Here is a 16,665-nt window from a genome sequence, read left to right as displayed (position 1 = left end):
CAGACAGGCCGCACCGCAAAAGAAAAAATTTTGAAACAGATCGCCGTCATTGGTTTGGGCTATGTTGGCCTGCCGCTCGCAAAACTTTTCGCGTCCAAATATGCAGTCACTGCGTATGACCACGACCCGGACCGGATTTCCGCGATTTTGTCCGGAAAGGACAAAAACCGGCAGTTTACGCCGGAGGAATTAAAGGAAGTTCAGAGCGTTACAAAATCCAAACAGGGCGCTTATTTTACAAAAAACGCTGATGATCTGGACGGTTGCGACATTTTCATTGTGACGGTTCCTACTCCTGTCGACATTCATAACAAACCGGACATCAGCCTGCTCATTGAAGCCACAGAACTTATCGCGGCCAAACTGCCCAAAAATGGACTGGTGATTTACGAATCAACGGTGTATCTCGGCTGCACCGAAGAAAGATGCGTTTCGGTGCTGGAAAAAATTTCAGGAATGAAACTGAACACCGGTTTTTATGTAGGATATTCTCCCGAGCGGATCAATCCTGGCGATACCGAAAGACGGATTGAAAATATTGTAAAAGTCACTTCCGGATCATCTCCCGAAGCCGCGGAAATGGTGGATGAACTTTACCGGTCGGTTATTACAGCCGGAACGCATCTTGCACCGAGCATTAAAGTGGCAGAAGCGGCGAAAGTTATCGAAAACTCACAGCGTGACATTAATATCGCCTTTGTGAACGAGCTCGCAAAAATTTTCAGCCTGATGCAGATCGACACCAACGAGGTGCTGAATGCCGCTGCGACGAAATGGAACTTCCTGCCGTTCCGTCCCGGACTTGTCGGTGGACACTGCATCGGTGTGGACCCGTATTATCTCGCACAGAAAGCCACAGAGTTTGCCTACCACCCGGAAATTATTCTGGCCGGACGAAGAATGAACGATTCCATGGGTTATTATGTCGCATCAGAATGTGTGAAAACCATGCTTCAGCAGGGCATTACGGTAAGCGGCTCGTCGGTTCTCGTGATGGGCATCACCTTTAAGGAAAACTGTCCGGATATCCGGAACTCGAAAGTGAATGACGTGATCAAAAATTTAAAGGAATACGGCTGTTCAGTTGATGTTTATGATCCTGTTGCTGAACCGGATGAAACCGAAGCAGAATATCACATTCAGCTGATTCCGCAATTAACTGAAAAGAAATATGACGCGGTCATTTTCGCAGTTGCGCATCATGATTTTAAGAAGCTTGATCCTGAAAATCTTGTCACAGAAACAGGCGTTATTTTTGATGTCAAAGGAATTTTTCCCAAAAACACCCGGATTAAAAGACTTTAAAGCCGGGCTAAATCAGCTTCCCCATCTTTTCCTGAAAACCCAGTAACCCAATGCAGTGGGTAGTCTGTTGAGCAGTTCCTGTTTCAGAATAGAACGGTTATACTTTCCGCGAAGCGCATCGGACGCCTTCATGGGCGCGATTTTTTTATAGTTTCTGTAGCTCTCCTTCCACAGTTGTCTGTCGTTTTGTGCGCGCCAGTTCATTTGGAGCGTCATGGTTTTGAAGTTGATGAGGTGCTGCATCATCAGCGTTTTGCGCAGCGGATCTTTTTCTTCCTGAACTGCTTTTGCAAAATATTCTGCGATGGTCCGCCAGTTGTCAAAATGCGTTTTTCCCCGGTTATGAATGACCGACTTTTCATGAAGATAATAATCATAAGTGATCTTCCGGGAGAAAGCGATCGAAGTGATCTTCAGCATGACATGAAAAGTGTGCAGCGAATCCTGGGCGAAAAGTCCGGGCACAAAATACAGCTGGTTTTCCTTTAAAAATGACGTAAGTATCATTTTGTTCCACGAACTGTCCGGAATATTTCCCTGAATATAGGAAGTGAAAATCTCGCTGTTGCCGTTCAGTTCATCTTTTGTTTCTTTGATGGGAAACGGAAAAGAAACCTCACCGTCCGGAAGCCTGATGCCGCGGCAGCTTCCCACCGTCATCTCCGCAGCGGTTTTTTCAGAAATAGCGACCAGGGTTTCAATACAGTCTGGCGTGATAGTATCGTCGCTGTCGAGAAAAAAAAGATACTTTCCCTGCGCAGTGTCAATTCCTTTATTCCGAACCACGGAGAGACCAAAATTTTTCTCAAGGTGATAGATCTTCCAGTTCTGAAGCTGATGTCTTTCGATATACTCTTCGGCAATCTTCAGCGAACTGTCAGGCGTCTGGTCATTGATCAGCGTCACTTCCAACGCAGGATAAGTCTGCATCCGGATGGAATCCAGACATTTCTCCAGGAATTCTTCACATTTAAAAATCGGAACCGAAACCGTAACCAGAGGCTGCATTGGCTTGTTTTTGCAAAAATAAGAAAAATGCATCATTGAATATTGAGGAACAATGGCAAAGTGCCTCACTGTATTGCGTAGATCAACGAAGTGGCTTATAAAAATATTTTAAACACTTAAGTGACACTAATAAACCTCTCATGAAGTCACCTAAGAACACATTAGCAGAAAACCTACTGTTTTCAAACTTTAGTGGCCTAAAGTGACTTTTTAAAACAGCATGAAAATAAAACTTAAGTGTTTTAAAATTATTTAAAAAACATTTAAGCAACACTGTTAAGTCTCTCTTTAAGTCACCTAAAAACACGTACACAGAAAACCTCCGGTTTTCAAACTGTAGTGCCCTAAAGTGACTTCTTAAAGCAACATGAAAATAAAACTTACATGTCAAAAAAGATATTAAGCACTTAGATGCCCTCCAGCGTTCTATTACAGCAGCATAAGAATAAAACTTAAGTGTAAAAAAGATCCGGACATACACATGATAAAAAATAATATCTTTGTACAAACAAACACAATGCTGAACGCCCTCTTTTCACGCCTCTACGGTCTGCTGAAAACAGCCGATGCCGCTTCCAAGAGAAAACGCTTTTTTTTGAATCCCAAAAGCCGCATACACAGTTCATTCCGTTTTGGTGCAGATAACTTTGTGGACATCTCACCTACAGCCACTTTCGATATTGCAGAGCATGTGCACCTCAACGAATCCAACAGCATTGCCGTGAAAAAAGAAGGTCACCTTAAAATAGGAAAAAACACCTATATCACCCGTGCAACCATTGCCTGCCTCGACAGGATTGAAATCGGTGAAAACTGCATCCTGGGAGAGGGCCTGAAAATTTTCGACCACAACCATCAGTACACCCGTGAGCCGTTTTCAGTTTCAAAGACAGAATTCAATACCGCACCTGTAAAAATCGGCAACAATGTGTGGAGCGGCGCCAACTGCATAATTCTGAAGGGCGTTACCATCGGTGAGAATGTGATTTTAGGTGCCGGATGCGTCATTCATAAAGACGTGCCCGCCAATTCAGTCATCATTAACAAGCAAAATCTCGAGATAAAACCGATATGATTCCCGTAACCAAACCCTTTCTGCCTCCGCAGGGCATTTACCAGAACTACCTCAACGGTATCTGGAAAAGACAGTGGCTCACCAATATGGGACCTCTGGCAAGCGACCTGGAAATGCAGCTGAAAGAACATCTTGATGTGCAGCACCTCCTTTTCGTGACCAACGGAACCGTGGCGCTGCAGTTCGCCATTAAAGCCCTGGAACTGCAAGGCGAAATCATTACCACGCCGTTTTCTTTTGTGGCGACCACCAGCTCGATTGTTTGGGAATGCTGTACCCCGGTTTTTGTGGACATCGATCCGGAATCGCTGAACATTGATGCGGATAAAATAGAGGCCGCCATAACGGAAAACACTTCTGCGATTTTGGCAACCCATGTTTATGGCAACCCCTGCGATGTGGAGAAAATTGAAGCGATAGCCAAAAAGCATAACCTGAAAGTGATCTACGATGCCGCTCATGCTTTTGGAGTAAAAATCAACGGAAAATCAGTTTTTGAATATGGTGATATTGCTGCCTGCTCGCTGCATGCCACCAAGCTTTATCATTCTGTGGAAGGCGGACTGGTCATCACCAAAGATCCTGAACTGCTGAAAAAAATTGCGTATATGCGGAACTTCGGTTTCGACGGTCCGGGACATTTTGCCGAACTGGGAATTAACGGAAAAAATTCGGAATTCCATGCAGCGATGGGACTGGCCAACCTGAAATTTGTAGAAGACATCCACGAAAAACGCAAAAGCATTACGCAGCGCTACGATGAGAAACTGAAAAACCTCAAAGCGGTAAGACCGGTATGGCACAAAGAATCGGAAAACAATTTCGCGTACTATCCGCTGGTTTTCGAAAGCGAAGAACTGATGGTGAAATGCGCTGAACACCTGAAGCTTCACGAAATATTTACGAGAAGATACTTCTATCCTTCGCTGGCCGATTCGCTGCCTTATGTGAAGCCGCAGCACCTGCCCGTAACGGATGATATTTCGCGGCGTGTCCTCTGCCTGCCGTTGTATTATGACCTGACCAGCGAGGAAGTGGATCTCATCTGCCGCCTCATTTTAAGAGTTCAAAACAACTGACCCACAACCAGAACTTTATAACCTCATAACAGTCTTAACTTCCATAACTTTATAACCAAACAACCTCCCCAAAATGCTCATCCTCGGTGCCAAAGGCTTTGCCAAAGAAGTTCTGGAAATCCTCCATCAAAACGGGGACACGGAAAAGCTGTGTTTCTATGATGATGTTTCAAAAGATGCACCGGATGTTCTGTTCAATCAGTTTAAGATATTAAAATCTGAAGACGAGGCAAAAAGCTACTTTGAAAATATGGATCCGCGTTTCACGGTGGGTATTGGAAATCCTAAACTGCGGAAACAGCTTTATGAAAAATTCTCGAAATTAGGAGGGAAATTTACTTCGGTTGTCAGCAGCAATGCAGAAATCGGAAGTTATGGCGTTAACATCGGTGAAGGCTGCAATATTCTGGGCGGCGTAAGAATTTCGAACGATGTACAGATTGGAAAAGGAACGATGCTTTACTATAATTCCGTAATTACGCACGATGTATGTATTGGTGATTTTTGCGAAATTTCACCTTCTGTTACGATATTGGGTCGCGCAAAAATCGGCAGCAACTGTCAGATCTTTGCAGGAGCCATCATTTTCCCCGATGTAAAAATCGGTAATAATTCAGTGATAGCAGCCGGTTCTGTCGTTCGCAGCGACATCCCGGAAAATGTAATGGCAGCCGGCATTCCGGCGGTGATAAAGAAGATATTTTAAATGGAAAATTCTAAAATTGTCCATTTTATGGACCTTGCCCTTTTAAGTCCATTTTTTATTGAAAGTTTTAAGAAAATTTCCGATGATTCTGTCTTCTATATTTTGTCAGACTCAGGCTTCGAACCGGACTACGTTGATAATAGTAACGTTTTTGCCTTAAACACATCAAGCATTTCTGATATATCAGAAGTGGTTTCTAATATCAATAAAAGCTCGATAGATTGTGTCATATTTCATTTTCTTAACAGAGAGAAAGAAGAAATTGCAAACAAGTTACAAAAAGAAATAAAAAAGGTATGGTGCATTTGGGGGCACGATCTGTATAATCAAAATTCGTTCTTTCCTTATCGTCAGTATGAAAAAATAACAGAAGAATATCTAAACAAAAACTCTTCCTTAAAAGACAGAATTTTTAAAAAGCAATTAGTAAAAAAAATAATTTTTGAATTTTTATTATTTAACAAAAAAATTGGACTTAATTCTAAATTTCACGCACGATATTATGAATCTTTCGGTGTAGATAAATATCTTACTATTCAAAGTTTTGATGCAATTTCATTTATAGTTCCCAAAGAAGGTTTATTAATCAGTAAAATTTTTCCAGATAAGAAATATTTGCATTTATATAGCGATCCTACTCTTCCCTTTTTTGCTCATTTCGAAACAATTAAGCCAAACTCTAAAAATATTTTAGTAGGTAATTCGGCGGCATTTACAAATAATCACCTGGATACATTTAATCTAATAAAAGATTACAGTTTGGATGACAGAAAAGTAATTGTCCCACTCAGTTATGGCGGTACAAAAGATTACATTGATACAGTAATAAAGAAAGGTCGCGAACTTTTTGGAGAAAACTTTTTACCATTAATTGAGAGAATGCCTCTCAAAGAATATTCTGAATTATTAAGAACCTGCGGTGTTGCAATCATGAATCAACGCAGACAGCAATCTGGGGGAAATTTATTTCATCTTGTAGGTTCTGGTGTAAAAGTATTTATTAATCCTAATAATGGATTCTACGATTATTTTAAAAAAAACCGTATTTCAATATTTAGTGTAGAGGATTTACACGAAAGCGAAATCAATAACATTCAACCTCTTACGCAAAATCGCCAAGCCATTTTGGATCTTTACTCACACGATCATTTTAATAATGAGATAAACAAACTTCTAAAAATTCTTGGTAAATGACCTTCTCCATCCTCATCGCCCACTATAACAACTTCGCCTATTTCACCGAATGCTACCGAAGCATTCTGAAACAAACGTATCAAAATTTCGAAGTCATTTTGGTAGATGACTGCTCCACGGACGGGTCTCTGGAGAAAATTCGCGAGCTTGCAGTGAATGATCCCAGAGTTAAGATTTTTAAAAACGAACAGAACAAAGGAGTTGGATTCACGAAAAGAAGGTGTGCAGAAAATGCATCCGGAGAGATCTGTGGATTCGTGGATCCTGATGATGCTATTGTTGAAAACGCTCTGGAAAGAAGCATCACGGAATATAAGGATCCCGAAATTGTTGCGACACATTCCCAGTTTCAGATTTGCGACAGCAGACTGAAGATCAACAGATTATTTCCGAGCACAAAATCGGTAAAAAACAAAAATCCTAAATTTTTTAACATCAATCTGGAAGTGAACCATTTTTTCACTTTCAGAAAATCCGCTTATGACAGAACTTCGGGAATCAATGCCGATCTCACTTCTGCTGTAGATCAGGACCTGTATCTGAAACTTTATGAAACAGGAAATTTTAAATACATCAAAGAACCGCTCTACCTTTACCGTCTGCACGACAAAGGCGTATCCCAGGATCAATCAAAGAAGGAAAAGCTGAACAAAAACTGGCAAACAGTCTTGCAAAACGCCTGTGAACGGAGAAGTATTTCAAATCTGTACGGTCGCCGCATTTCAGAAATAAAAAACCTGCCGGAGTTTATTTTCAAAAAACAGAATACGCTCATTTCTAAAATATTAAAAAGACTTTCATGACCGACATCTTTATCAAATCCTTCAACCGCCCGTTCTATCTGGACCGCTGTCTGACTTCAGTGTACCGGCTGGTGTCGGGCAGTTTCAGAGTGACGGTGCTGGATGACGGAACGCCGCAAAAGTATATGGAAAGAATCCGGGAGAAATTTCCGGAAGTAAAAATCCTTACTTCAGAAAATTATCCTAAAAAAAATGAAGCGATTGCAGAAAATCTGAGTTCAGGAAAGGAGATCAACGGTTTTGAAATCCCCACGGAACTCTGGATTAGTGTGGCGCAGAACGCTACGGAATATTTCATCATGACCGAAGACGACGTCTGGTTTACCCGCGAAATCAATATTGACAGCCTGGTTTCCGAAATGAAAAATCTGGACGTTTCACTGTTAAAACTGGGCTGGCTGGGAAATTTCAGGGATGATCAAAACCTCGAAATCGAAAATCTTTCTGAAGATATCCAGCGCACTGTGCCGAAAAATCTGTTCCTCGGAAATGAAAAAGTGATGGAAGCGTTTTTTTACAACAAACTGAAATTTTTCACTTTCCTGTATAAACTGGGGAAAGTGGACAATTTTACACAGCGGAAATACTGGGCGCTGGTTTCCATTCTCATGGGACTTTACCGCAAAGATTATTGGTTGGAAACCTGGAAAAACATCCACGGAAAAGTGGACGAAAAACGGCAGCTGACAAATGCTGCGGCCTTTTACCGGAACAATCAGAACAACCGCAATTTTATCGCCCGGCTCAACCGCGAAGCCTTAAAAACCACCTTCCAGAGCTCAGCCACGAATTCCTATCACAGATACGGGAATGCCTTCGATGTGAACCTGTTCAATCATCAGATCAGTGAGTCATGGCTGAAGGGGGATTTCGATGCGATGCAGAATTTCCCGGACGATTTTTCAATAGAATACTTCGAAAAGTTTCTGGATGAAAAAATTGACAGAAACGAAATGAGAAGCTGGATCGGACAGTTTAAACAGCAATATAAAAACCTGGGTTGCGATGTCGGATAACACAGCTGAACTCAAAAAATTTTTCCCGGCACTCACGGGATTTCGTGCCATCGCGGCGTGGATGATTTTCGTGTACCATTTCATGCCGTTTGCCAATCCAAAATATCCGCTGTGGATCAAGCAGATTGTCTGGGAATTTCATATCGGCGTGGATATGTTTTTTGTGCTGAGCGGTTTCCTCATTACCTACCGCTACTTCAACGACCATCCGATTCACTTCCGGAAATATATGGTAAACCGCATCGCGAGAATTTATCCGATGTATTTCCTGATCACGGCAGCGGTTTTCTTGGTATGGTATTTCCAGAACGGAACCTGGAACATGGAAAAGACGGTGGAAGCCATTGTAAGTTTCACGATGACAAAAGCGTTGTTCTCGAAATTTCATCTTGGCGGAATTCCGCAGGGATGGACGCTCACGCTGGAAGAAATGTTCTATCTCACCGCGCCATTTTACTTTATCCTAATCCGCAAGAAATCGTGGTGGCTTTTTGCACTGCCTTTTTTAATCCTGATTTCAGGACTTTTACTGAAAAATATGACGGCTGTTCCGCAAAATATCTGGGGCTTTTTGCAGCCTGCCGTTTATACCTATATTTTTGAATTTTTCGCCGGCATCGGTCTGGGCTGGCTTCTGTTAAAGAAAAAATTCACCGCATTCAAATTTCCCACTGCAACAGTTTTCGGCATCGCTGTTTTGGCGTTCTATCTTGTAGGAAAACATTGGGCTTCCGGGTTTATTGATTTTAAAACAGAAATAGGCCGCGCTGTGGAAATGATTTTTCTTTCGGTGTTGGGCATCGCGCCGCTGCTTTTGGGTTTGATTAAAGAAAAAAGTATGATCAGCAAAATTCTCGGCGGCCGGATCATGGTCTTGCTCGGCAAGAGTTCTTATATTTTTTACCTGATTCACAAAGGTTTTGTGCCTGTTTTTATTAATGATTATATTTCCGACAATAAGCTGGTGATTTTCATTCTGCTGAATATTCTCTCCGTGATTCTGTTCATATATCTTGAAGAACCGCTGAACCATTATATCCGGAAAAAGTTTGGGAAACCCGCTGTGAAAGCTGTAGAAGCATGACAAACACAAAAAAAATAAATGTCCTCTTCCGCCACCGCTCCATGGAAATGGGCGGCGTAGAGAAAGTGCTGCTCTCGATGCTGAATAACCTGGACAAAGATAAATTCGATCTTCATCTGGCGCTGAACCTTTTCCAGGGCGAACTTCGCAATGAAATCCCCGAAAATATTCCGGTAAAAATCTTGGCCGGAGGAAAAGAGGACTTCCCGAAAAACAAACTCCTGAACAAAGCTGCCTTCATCGCGAGAGGCTTCAAACTGCTGCTTTTCCGGAAATTTCCGTGGCTGGCCGACAATTTCATCCTGCACAACGACGCTGATGTGGAAATCGCCACAGGCTACACCATGTTCAGCGACGTCCTGAATTCCTCCAATAAAAATTCTAAAAAAATCGGATGGTTTCATTCGGATATTACTTTTCCCAAACTTCAGCCTGCAGTTCCTTTGATCTTGAAACAGATACCGCAGTTCGATTATTTTATTTTCGGGTCACAGCAAACCAAGGATATCCTGCTGGAAACTTATCCTCATATTGCGCTGCAGGAAAATCAGGTCATTCTAAATGCCATTCCCATCGAAGAACTCAAGCAGAAGGCCGCAGAATTTATGCCCGATTTTGAAACTGAACATCCCGTTTTTGTAACGGTTGGCAGACTTCATTCCAGAAAAGGCCATCATAAATTAATGGAAGCTCATGCAAAGTTACTGGCCAAAGGTTTTCCGCACAAAATATTCGTCATTGGCGACGGCGAGGAAAATCAAAATCTGGAACAAATGGCTCAACGTTTAGGTGTACAGGATTCCTTTAAAATGTTAGGTTTGCTGCTGAATCCTTATCCATACGTTAAAAATGCCGATTTCTTCATCATGCCTTCAGAATCTGAGGGATGGCCGTTAATTATCGCGGATACATTAATTCTTCAGAAACCCATTATCGCAACTGATGTCGGCGGAATTCCGGAAATGATTGATCATAAACGCAATGGGTACCTCATCCGTTATTCCACGGATGAAATCGAGGCAGCGATGAAAACCTTTCTCACCGATAAAAATCTGGTGGCCGAAATTCAGGAAAATCTTAAAGACTCGGAAAAACAGTTTGACAATCAGAAAATTTTTGATGCGGTTGAAGAAATCATCCTTAAATTAGCAAAAAAGTAACCGATGAATTTCCTTTACCGGCTTTTTCTGAAACTGCACACACTCTGTCGAAACTTTTATGATAAAGCCTACATCGAGGTTTGCAAAGCGCGCGGTTTGAAAGTTGGACAGGGCGTGATTTTCATCGAAGCACCCAAATTCGGTTCGGAACCTTATCTGATTGAAATTGGAGACCGCACGAAAATTACGGCAAACTGCACGTTCATCAATCATGACGGCGCGATGTACGTAATCCGCTCGATGGAAAAATATGCTGATGCGAGAAATTTCGGCAGGATTAAAATCGGAAAAAACTGTTTCATCGGCAACAACTGCACGATCCTTCCCGGTGTGGAAATTGGCGACAACTGTATTCTGGGCGCAGGTTCTGTCTTAAGCTCCTCCATGCCTGCAAATTCCGTTTACGCCGGAGTCCCCGCAAAATTCATCTGTACCATTGATGAATACGGCGATAAAGCACTTAGAAACAACGTAATGTATCCCCGCGAACTCGAAAAAAACCGTCCGCAGCTCGATGCATACATCAAAAAAAATCTGCCGCACACCTACAAACCTGTACGACTGCCAAAAGATAAAGGGTAGATAAAGAGTACATAAAGGGTACATAGTGTATAGATGAAGCATGGATAAAGCATGGATAAAGCATGGATAAAGCATTAAAACAGTATGAAAAAGATTCTGATAGGATCAGGAAAAAAAAGAAAATCCTCATCCGTATCGGTTCCCTGCGTCATGGCGGCGCAGAAAAAGTGCTGGTGACCTTTCTGAAAAACCTGCCGCCCCATAAATATGAAATAGACCTATTGCTGAATCTTTACAGCGGAAAATACCTGCCGGAAGTTCCGTCCTGGATCAACGTTCTTTACCTCAACAAAGGCGTAATGATTACCACCAACCGTCCGCAGGACATTCCAAAAAAGGCGTTTCGAGTAATTTATCAGAGTCTTTTGAAGAAGTTTCCGAAATTGTTGTATTCTAAAATTTTAAGTAATAAAAAATATGATGTTGAGTTTGCCGCCATCCACGGCTTCAGGGATGAGATTTTGAATTCGCCGCTGAAATCTTCCAAAAAAATCGTCTGGATTCACAATGATCTCCGCAAAACCCATTTCCACAATTATACCGATGATGAAATCCGCAAGTTCTTCGGTTTTGATAAAATTTTGGTCATTTCCGAACACATTCAGAAAGATTTTGAATCACTCGCCAGGACTGAGGACGAAAAAAGCCGTATAGTCCGAGTTTACAACCCTTTGGATACGGAGGAAATTCTTAGAAAGAGCCAAGAACCAAGAGTCAGGAGCCAAGACCAACAACCAGAAACCAGCAACCAGCAACCAGTCTTCGTTTCGGTGGGAACGGTTTTTCCGCAAAAAGGCTTCGACCGGCTGCTCAAAGTTCACAAGAAACTTTTGGATGAAGGGTTCAGCCACAGAATCAAAATTGTGGGCGACGGTTATGATTTTGAAAATATTAAAAATCTAAGAAAAGAACTTCACGTAGAAGAAACGGCTGAAATGACCGGCTTTACCGACAATCCTTATCCTCATTTTAAAAATGCTGATTTCTATGTCTTGAGTTCGCGTTACGAAGGTTTCCCCACGGTTTTGTTTGAAGCCATTACCCTGAAAAAGAACATCATTGCCACGGATGTTTCCGGAGTGCGCGAAATGCTGGAAGACGGAAAGCTGGGACTTATTGTTGATAATTCCGAAGAAGGCATTTATGAAGGCATGAAGCAGGCGCTTAAACACCCTGAAAATTTTTCAAAATATCGGGCCGCACTTATAGATTACCAAATGCCGTTCAACCTGCAAAATTCAGTCAATAAAATAATTGAAATCATCGACAAACTCTAAGGTTATAAAACCAGCGAAAAAAATCTGCGTAAAATCTGTGCAATCTGCGGGAGATAAATTTTATCTTTGTCTAAATGTCCGGCAAAAGCATCATACAGAAAGACTTCTTCAGAGAAAGCGGCAAATGGCTGTCTACCACAGAAATTTGGGCCAAATGCGCCAATCCGAACCTGCACTTCACCTACCTGCTGAGGAAAAGCCAGCAGTATCCCAGGAAATCTTTTAAAGGGATGTTTTGGCGAATGATACTCCGCCATCATCAGATCAAATATGGATTTCAGATTTATCCCGAAACAGAAATCGGGGAAGGACTGTATCTTGGCCACTGGGGTCACCTGGTAATCAACCCGAAAGCGAAAATCGGAAAAAACTGCAATATTGCACAAGGCGTAACAATTGGCCAGGCCAACCGCGGAAAAAACGAAGGCGTTCCCGAAATCGGCAATGAGGTCTGGATCGGACCAAACGCGGTTGTTGTCGGCAAAATACGCATTGGCAACAATGTGCTGATTGCTCCAAATGCCTACGTAAATTTCGATGTCCCCGGAAATTCTATAGCGATGGGAAATCCTGCACAAATCATCGCCAAAGAAAACGCCACCGAAGGGTATATTAATAATAAGGTATAATGATGATTATTGATTGATGATTGATAAATTAGAAATGACGCATTACAGTTATAAATCACTGGCGAGGCAATATTAAACCACCAAACCACTAAATTACTAAACCACTAAACACTAAACCACTAAACCACTTATCACTAAACCACTAAACCACTAAGTTATCCAATGAGCAAAACCTACGAAACCATCTTCGAAAACAATAAAAAATGGATCGCTGAAAAATTGGGCGAAGACGCTGATTTTTTCAATAAACTTGCAGAAGGCCAGAAGCCGGAGTATCTGTACATCGGATGCTCTGATTCACGGGCTACCGCCGAAGAACTTATGGGCCTGAAGCCCGGTGAAGTTTTCGTACACAGAAATATCGCCAACGTGGTGAATACACTCGATATGAACTCCACCGCGGTGATTGAATATGCTGTTCGCCACCTGAAAGTAAAGCACATCATCGTTTGCGGGCATTACGGCTGCGGCGGTGTGAAAGCAGCAATGACTCCTGATGACCTCGGGCTTCTCAATCCATGGCTTCGGCTGATTCGTGATGTTTACAGGATTCATCAGAAAGAACTGGATGCGATCGAAGACGAGCAGCAGCGATACAACCGCCTTGTAGAACTGAATGTGCAGGAACAGTGCATCAATATCATCAAAATGGCCAGCGTTCAGGAACGTTATATAGTAGATGATTATCCTATCGTTCACGGTTGGGTTTTCGATATGAAAACCGGGGAGTTGCTCGATCTTAATATCGATTTCGAAGAAGTCCTGAAGGACATCCAGAAAGTGTACGACCTTACTAATTCTGAATGGGTGATGAGCAGAACCAACAATAAAAACGTTCACTAATTATAGATTTGCAATATTAAATTTTTGTTAAAGTTTAGATAAAATCTATAATTAAACTTGTTTTTTAGAAATTCTTGTTATATTTGCACCCTCAAAAGAAAAATTTTTTTGAAGAAATTTTGGAGCATATTGGTTTTGTTGATATTCGTCAACTTTATGGCTTTACCAAGTATTGCTACAGTTTTCGATTTTGAAATTCCGCAGACTAATGTTGTACTTTCTGAGGAAGAAACACATTCTTCATCGGTTTCAATTGTTTACGAAAAAACAATTCCGAAGACAATGAACGTCCACGATTTCATCAAATTCTTTGAAACTACTTCCGATCAAAAGGCGTTCGTTTTAACTGACGATTCCAGTCATATTTCGCCTTATCTTCTGATATTTTCTCCGCCTCCAGAAGCTTAACTGTTAAATTTCAGCAGGGATAATTATGTCTTTTTCAAATCGAAGAAGTCAATATCTCAACTTGTTTATCAGTTTAAATTCAACTTTGCAAATGCTTTAAAAACTACAAATCAAGTGTTTGCATCATAAAACTCTATGTTTAAAAATGAAAAAAGCAAAAAGTTTATTCGGCGGAATAAAAGAAAATCTCCCATCGGGAGTTGTTGTCTTCTTAGTTGCACTTCCACTGTGTTTAGGAATTGCCTTAGCTTCCGGAGCACCGCCGCTATCCGGAATTATCGCAGGGATTATTGGAGGAATTGTGATCGGATTTTTCTCCAACTCTAATATTTCTGTTTCAGGTCCGGCTGCAGGTTTAGCTGCTATTGTTTTATCGGGAATTACCGAATTGGGCGCATTCGAACTGTTTCTTTGTGCAGGATTAATCGCCGGAGTATTACAGCTGATTTTGGGATTTCTAAGAGCCGGAAGTATTTCCAATTATTTCCCGAACTCTGTAATTGAAGGAATGTTGGCCGGAATCGGTTTAATTATTATTATTAAGCAAATTCCTCACGCTTTGGGTTATGATGCTGATTCTTTCAGTAGCGAAAGGGTTTTCGAAAACGGCTACAATTCCTCAACAATCTTACAGTACGTTTCCAATGTTATAGCGTCGCTTCATCCGGGAGCTATTGTAGTGACAGCGATTTCTCTGGCAATTTTAATTGCATGGGACAAAGTTCCTGCCCTTAAAAAAATAAAACTTTTGCCGGGAGCTTTGGTTGCTGTAGCAGTAGGAATTCTGTCCAACGAAATTTTTAAAATGACAGGAAGTTCTTTGGCAATTATGCCGGAACATTTGGTTACGCTTCCGGCTCCGCAAACTGCTGAAGAATTTAAAGCATTAATTACCATGCCCGATTTTTCGGGATTTATGAATCCAAAAGTTTGGATTATTGGTGGAACGATCGCCATTGTTGCTTCAATTGAGACTTTATTATGTATCGAAGCTTCGGACCGACTGGATTCTCAACGCAGAATTACCGACACGAATAATGAACTTCGTGCCCAGGGAATTGGAAATATCGTAAGTTCTTTAATTGGTGGACTTCCAATTACTTCAGTTGTAGTAAGGAGTTCCGCAAACGCTAATGCCGGTGCAACTTCAAAAGCTTCCACCATTATCCATGGTGTTCTTCTGTTAGTTTGTGTACTGGCAATTCCGGTGATTTTGAACAAAATTCCATTGGCGACTTTGGCAGCAGTGCTTCTGTTGGTAGGTTATAAACTGGCAAGTCCGGAAAAAATAAAAAATTTCCTGGCAAAAGGGAAGTTTCAGTACGTTCCCTTCTTGGCAACAATTTTAGCGGTAGTTTTCACAGATTTGTTAACAGGAGTTGGAATTGGTTTGGCCATCGCTATTTTCTATATTCTGCAGGGAAATATGAAACGTGCGTATTATTTCAGCAAAGAAGAACTTGAAGGTGCAGATTCTGTAACAGTAAAATTAGCTGAAGAAGTATCCTTCCTGAATAAAGCTGCTATAAAAAAAACGTTGAAAAATATTCAGCCGAATTCAAAAGTAATTATCGATGCCAAAGGAACTTCCTATATCACCACCGATGTTCTGGAAATGATTCAGGATTTTGCCAATATAAGATCAAAAGAAGAAGATATCCATGTTGAACTTATAGGTTTTAGAACCAATTATAACGATTACGCTTCAGACCAGCATTCTCACATTAGCATTAATCACAGAAGAGCGATGTAATTAACTGTGAACGGTCAATCATTAAAAATTCAATTCAAATAAAATTTAAAAACATCAGAAACTAAAATCTAATACCTAATATCTAAAATATATGAAAGCACATACATTAGAAACCCAAGCTACAATTACGCCGGAAAAAGCGCTACAATTCTTAAAGGAAGGAAACGACCGTTTCGTAGGAAACCTTAAAGTGAACAGGAACCTTTTGGAGCAAGTGAATGATACTCGCGAAGGACAATGGCCATTCGCAGTGATTTTGAGCTGTATTGACAGCCGTACTTCTGCGGAACTCATTTTCGACCAGGGCTTAGGAGATATTTTTTCCATTAGAATTGCTGGTAATTTTGCAAATCAGGATATTGTAGGCTCTATGGAATTTGGCTGCAATGTTGCCGGCTCAAAATTGGTTGTTGTTCTGGGACACAGCAAATGTGGCGCTTTGAAAGGCGGACTTGATGCAGCAAAAATCGAAGAATTGGGAATGGATAACCTCAACCATTTGATTTACCATTTTGATGAATGTATTAATAATGTAATTAAAGATGGCGAAGAACGCTCATCCAAAAATGAGGACCTTCTGGAAAGACTGAACGTTTGCAATATCAAAAAAACGATGGAAGATATCCGTCATCAAAGTTCTACTTTAAGAAAACTTGAAAAAGAAGGAAAAATTAAGATTGTGGGTGCAAACTATGATGTAGAGACAGGTGTTGTAACCTGGTTATAAGAGAAACTTTATTCAT

General features: G+C 41.3%; 17 protein-coding genes. 16 read left to right on the top strand and 1 reads right to left on the bottom strand.

Translation table 11 applies throughout. The features are described from left to right. The first annotated feature begins 30 nt into the window (after window positions 1-30). Window positions 31-1,305, top strand: coding sequence for a nucleotide sugar dehydrogenase (locus tag CKV81_RS08970; RefSeq protein WP_095072557.1), 1,275 nt, complete (start codon window positions 31-33; stop codon window positions 1,303-1,305). A 12-nt stretch (window positions 1,306-1,317) separates the two neighbouring features. Here CKV81_RS08970 and CKV81_RS08965 read toward each other — a convergent pair whose 3' ends face one another. Beyond that, complete coding sequence (locus tag CKV81_RS08965; protein ID WP_095074404.1) at window positions 1,318-2,313, bottom strand: glycosyltransferase; 996 nt, start codon at window positions 2,311-2,313, stop codon at window positions 1,318-1,320. Window positions 2,314-2,830: 517 nt separating this feature from the next. On the opposite strand from CKV81_RS08965, the gene CKV81_RS08960 reads away from it, so the two are divergent. From CKV81_RS08960 to CKV81_RS08890, 15 genes are all read left to right on the top strand, one after another. Continuing rightward, a complete protein-coding gene (locus CKV81_RS08960; protein WP_198409814.1) occupies window positions 2,831-3,388 on the top strand; it encodes an acyltransferase in 558 nt (185 codons plus the stop codon). Continuing rightward, the gene (locus tag CKV81_RS08955) at window positions 3,385-4,467 is read left to right on the top strand and encodes a DegT/DnrJ/EryC1/StrS family aminotransferase (protein WP_095072553.1); all 1,083 of its coding nucleotides are present in this window, start codon (window positions 3,385-3,387) and stop codon (window positions 4,465-4,467) included. The genes CKV81_RS08960 and CKV81_RS08955 overlap by 4 nt, the downstream gene beginning before the upstream one ends. Before the next feature lie 73 nt (window positions 4,468-4,540). Continuing rightward, the gene (locus CKV81_RS08950) at window positions 4,541-5,173 is read left to right on the top strand and encodes an acetyltransferase (protein WP_095072551.1); all 633 of its coding nucleotides are present in this window, start codon (window positions 4,541-4,543) and stop codon (window positions 5,171-5,173) included. Further along, window positions 5,174-6,367: a TDP-N-acetylfucosamine:lipid II N-acetylfucosaminyltransferase gene (locus CKV81_RS08945; protein ID WP_095072548.1), complete on the top strand. Its 1,194-nt coding sequence runs from the start codon at window positions 5,174-5,176 to the stop codon at window positions 6,365-6,367. It abuts the gene before it with no gap. Then, window positions 6,364-7,170 carry a glycosyltransferase family 2 protein gene (locus CKV81_RS08940; RefSeq protein ID WP_095072544.1) on the top strand — a complete coding sequence of 269 codons (807 nt, stop codon included), beginning with the start codon at window positions 6,364-6,366 and terminating at the stop codon, window positions 7,168-7,170. Before CKV81_RS08945 ends, CKV81_RS08940 begins: the two co-directional genes overlap by 4 nt. Next, on the top strand, window positions 7,167-8,186 hold the full coding sequence (locus CKV81_RS08935) for a hypothetical protein (RefSeq protein WP_095072542.1): 1,020 nt from the start codon (window positions 7,167-7,169) through the stop codon (window positions 8,184-8,186). The genes CKV81_RS08940 and CKV81_RS08935 overlap by 4 nt, the downstream gene beginning before the upstream one ends. Further along, window positions 8,176-9,270: an acyltransferase family protein gene (locus tag CKV81_RS08930; protein WP_095072540.1), complete on the top strand. Its 1,095-nt coding sequence runs from the start codon at window positions 8,176-8,178 to the stop codon at window positions 9,268-9,270. The genes CKV81_RS08935 and CKV81_RS08930 overlap by 11 nt, the downstream gene beginning before the upstream one ends. After that, window positions 9,267-10,430: a glycosyltransferase gene (locus CKV81_RS08925; RefSeq protein ID WP_095072538.1), complete on the top strand. Its 1,164-nt coding sequence runs from the start codon at window positions 9,267-9,269 to the stop codon at window positions 10,428-10,430. The genes CKV81_RS08930 and CKV81_RS08925 overlap by 4 nt, the downstream gene beginning before the upstream one ends. A gap of 3 nt (window positions 10,431-10,433) precedes the next feature. After that, complete coding sequence (locus CKV81_RS08920; RefSeq protein ID WP_095072536.1) at window positions 10,434-11,012, top strand: acyltransferase; 579 nt, start codon at window positions 10,434-10,436, stop codon at window positions 11,010-11,012. 62 nt (window positions 11,013-11,074) lie between these two features. Further along, window positions 11,075-12,289: a glycosyltransferase gene (locus CKV81_RS08915; protein ID WP_095072534.1), complete on the top strand. Its 1,215-nt coding sequence runs from the start codon at window positions 11,075-11,077 to the stop codon at window positions 12,287-12,289. 74 nt (window positions 12,290-12,363) lie between these two features. Then, on the top strand, window positions 12,364-12,918 hold the full coding sequence (locus CKV81_RS08910; RefSeq protein ID WP_095072532.1) for a serine acetyltransferase: 555 nt from the start codon (window positions 12,364-12,366) through the stop codon (window positions 12,916-12,918). A 162-nt stretch (window positions 12,919-13,080) separates the two neighbouring features. After that, window positions 13,081-13,761, top strand: a complete 681-nt coding sequence (locus CKV81_RS08905; RefSeq protein WP_095072530.1) for a carbonic anhydrase — start codon at window positions 13,081-13,083, stop codon at window positions 13,759-13,761. A 108-nt stretch (window positions 13,762-13,869) separates the two neighbouring features. Further along, window positions 13,870-14,169: a hypothetical protein gene (locus CKV81_RS08900; RefSeq protein WP_258454092.1), complete on the top strand. Its 300-nt coding sequence runs from the start codon at window positions 13,870-13,872 to the stop codon at window positions 14,167-14,169. Window positions 14,170-14,314: 145 nt separating this feature from the next. Continuing rightward, on the top strand, window positions 14,315-15,922 hold the full coding sequence (locus tag CKV81_RS08895) for a SulP family inorganic anion transporter (RefSeq protein WP_095072526.1): 1,608 nt from the start codon (window positions 14,315-14,317) through the stop codon (window positions 15,920-15,922). A 91-nt stretch (window positions 15,923-16,013) separates the two neighbouring features. Next, on the top strand, window positions 16,014-16,649 hold the full coding sequence (locus tag CKV81_RS08890; RefSeq protein ID WP_095072524.1) for a carbonic anhydrase: 636 nt from the start codon (window positions 16,014-16,016) through the stop codon (window positions 16,647-16,649). The last annotated feature ends 16 nt before the right edge of the window (window positions 16,650-16,665 follow it).

It is taken from the genome of Chryseobacterium taklimakanense (assembly GCF_900187185.1).
GTDB classification, from domain to species: Bacteria; Bacteroidota; Bacteroidia; order Flavobacteriales; family Weeksellaceae; genus Planobacterium; species Planobacterium taklimakanense.
The sequence above is the reverse complement of the archived record's forward strand: the minus strand, read 5'-3'. Positions and strand labels throughout refer to the sequence as shown.

Coding starts and splice junctions, on each gene's coding strand:
- CKV81_RS08955 (WP_095072553.1), top strand. CDS start 3,385: ATGATTCCCGTAACCAAACCCTTTCTGCCTCCGCAGGGCATTTACCAG.
- CKV81_RS08935 (WP_095072542.1), top strand. CDS start 7,167: ATGACCGACATCTTTATCAAATCCTTCAACCGCCCGTTCTATCTGGAC.
- CKV81_RS08945 (WP_095072548.1), top strand. CDS start 5,174: ATGGAAAATTCTAAAATTGTCCATTTTATGGACCTTGCCCTTTTAAGT.
- CKV81_RS08920 (WP_095072536.1), top strand. CDS start 10,434: ATGAATTTCCTTTACCGGCTTTTTCTGAAACTGCACACACTCTGTCGA.
- CKV81_RS08950 (WP_095072551.1), top strand. CDS start 4,541: ATGCTCATCCTCGGTGCCAAAGGCTTTGCCAAAGAAGTTCTGGAAATC.
- CKV81_RS08915 (WP_095072534.1), top strand. CDS start 11,075: ATGGATAAAGCATTAAAACAGTATGAAAAAGATTCTGATAGGATCAGG.
- CKV81_RS08930 (WP_095072540.1), top strand. CDS start 8,176: ATGTCGGATAACACAGCTGAACTCAAAAAATTTTTCCCGGCACTCACG.
- CKV81_RS08925 (WP_095072538.1), top strand. CDS start 9,267: ATGACAAACACAAAAAAAATAAATGTCCTCTTCCGCCACCGCTCCATG.
- CKV81_RS08940 (WP_095072544.1), top strand. CDS start 6,364: ATGACCTTCTCCATCCTCATCGCCCACTATAACAACTTCGCCTATTTC.
- CKV81_RS08895 (WP_095072526.1), top strand. CDS start 14,315: ATGAAAAAAGCAAAAAGTTTATTCGGCGGAATAAAAGAAAATCTCCCA.
- CKV81_RS08965 (WP_095074404.1), bottom strand. CDS start 2,313: ATGCAGCCTCTGGTTACGGTTTCGGTTCCGATTTTTAAATGTGAAGAA.
- CKV81_RS08910 (WP_095072532.1), top strand. CDS start 12,364: ATGTCCGGCAAAAGCATCATACAGAAAGACTTCTTCAGAGAAAGCGGC.
- CKV81_RS08960 (WP_198409814.1), top strand. CDS start 2,831: ATGCTGAACGCCCTCTTTTCACGCCTCTACGGTCTGCTGAAAACAGCC.
- CKV81_RS08890 (WP_095072524.1), top strand. CDS start 16,014: ATGAAAGCACATACATTAGAAACCCAAGCTACAATTACGCCGGAAAAA.
- CKV81_RS08905 (WP_095072530.1), top strand. CDS start 13,081: ATGAGCAAAACCTACGAAACCATCTTCGAAAACAATAAAAAATGGATC.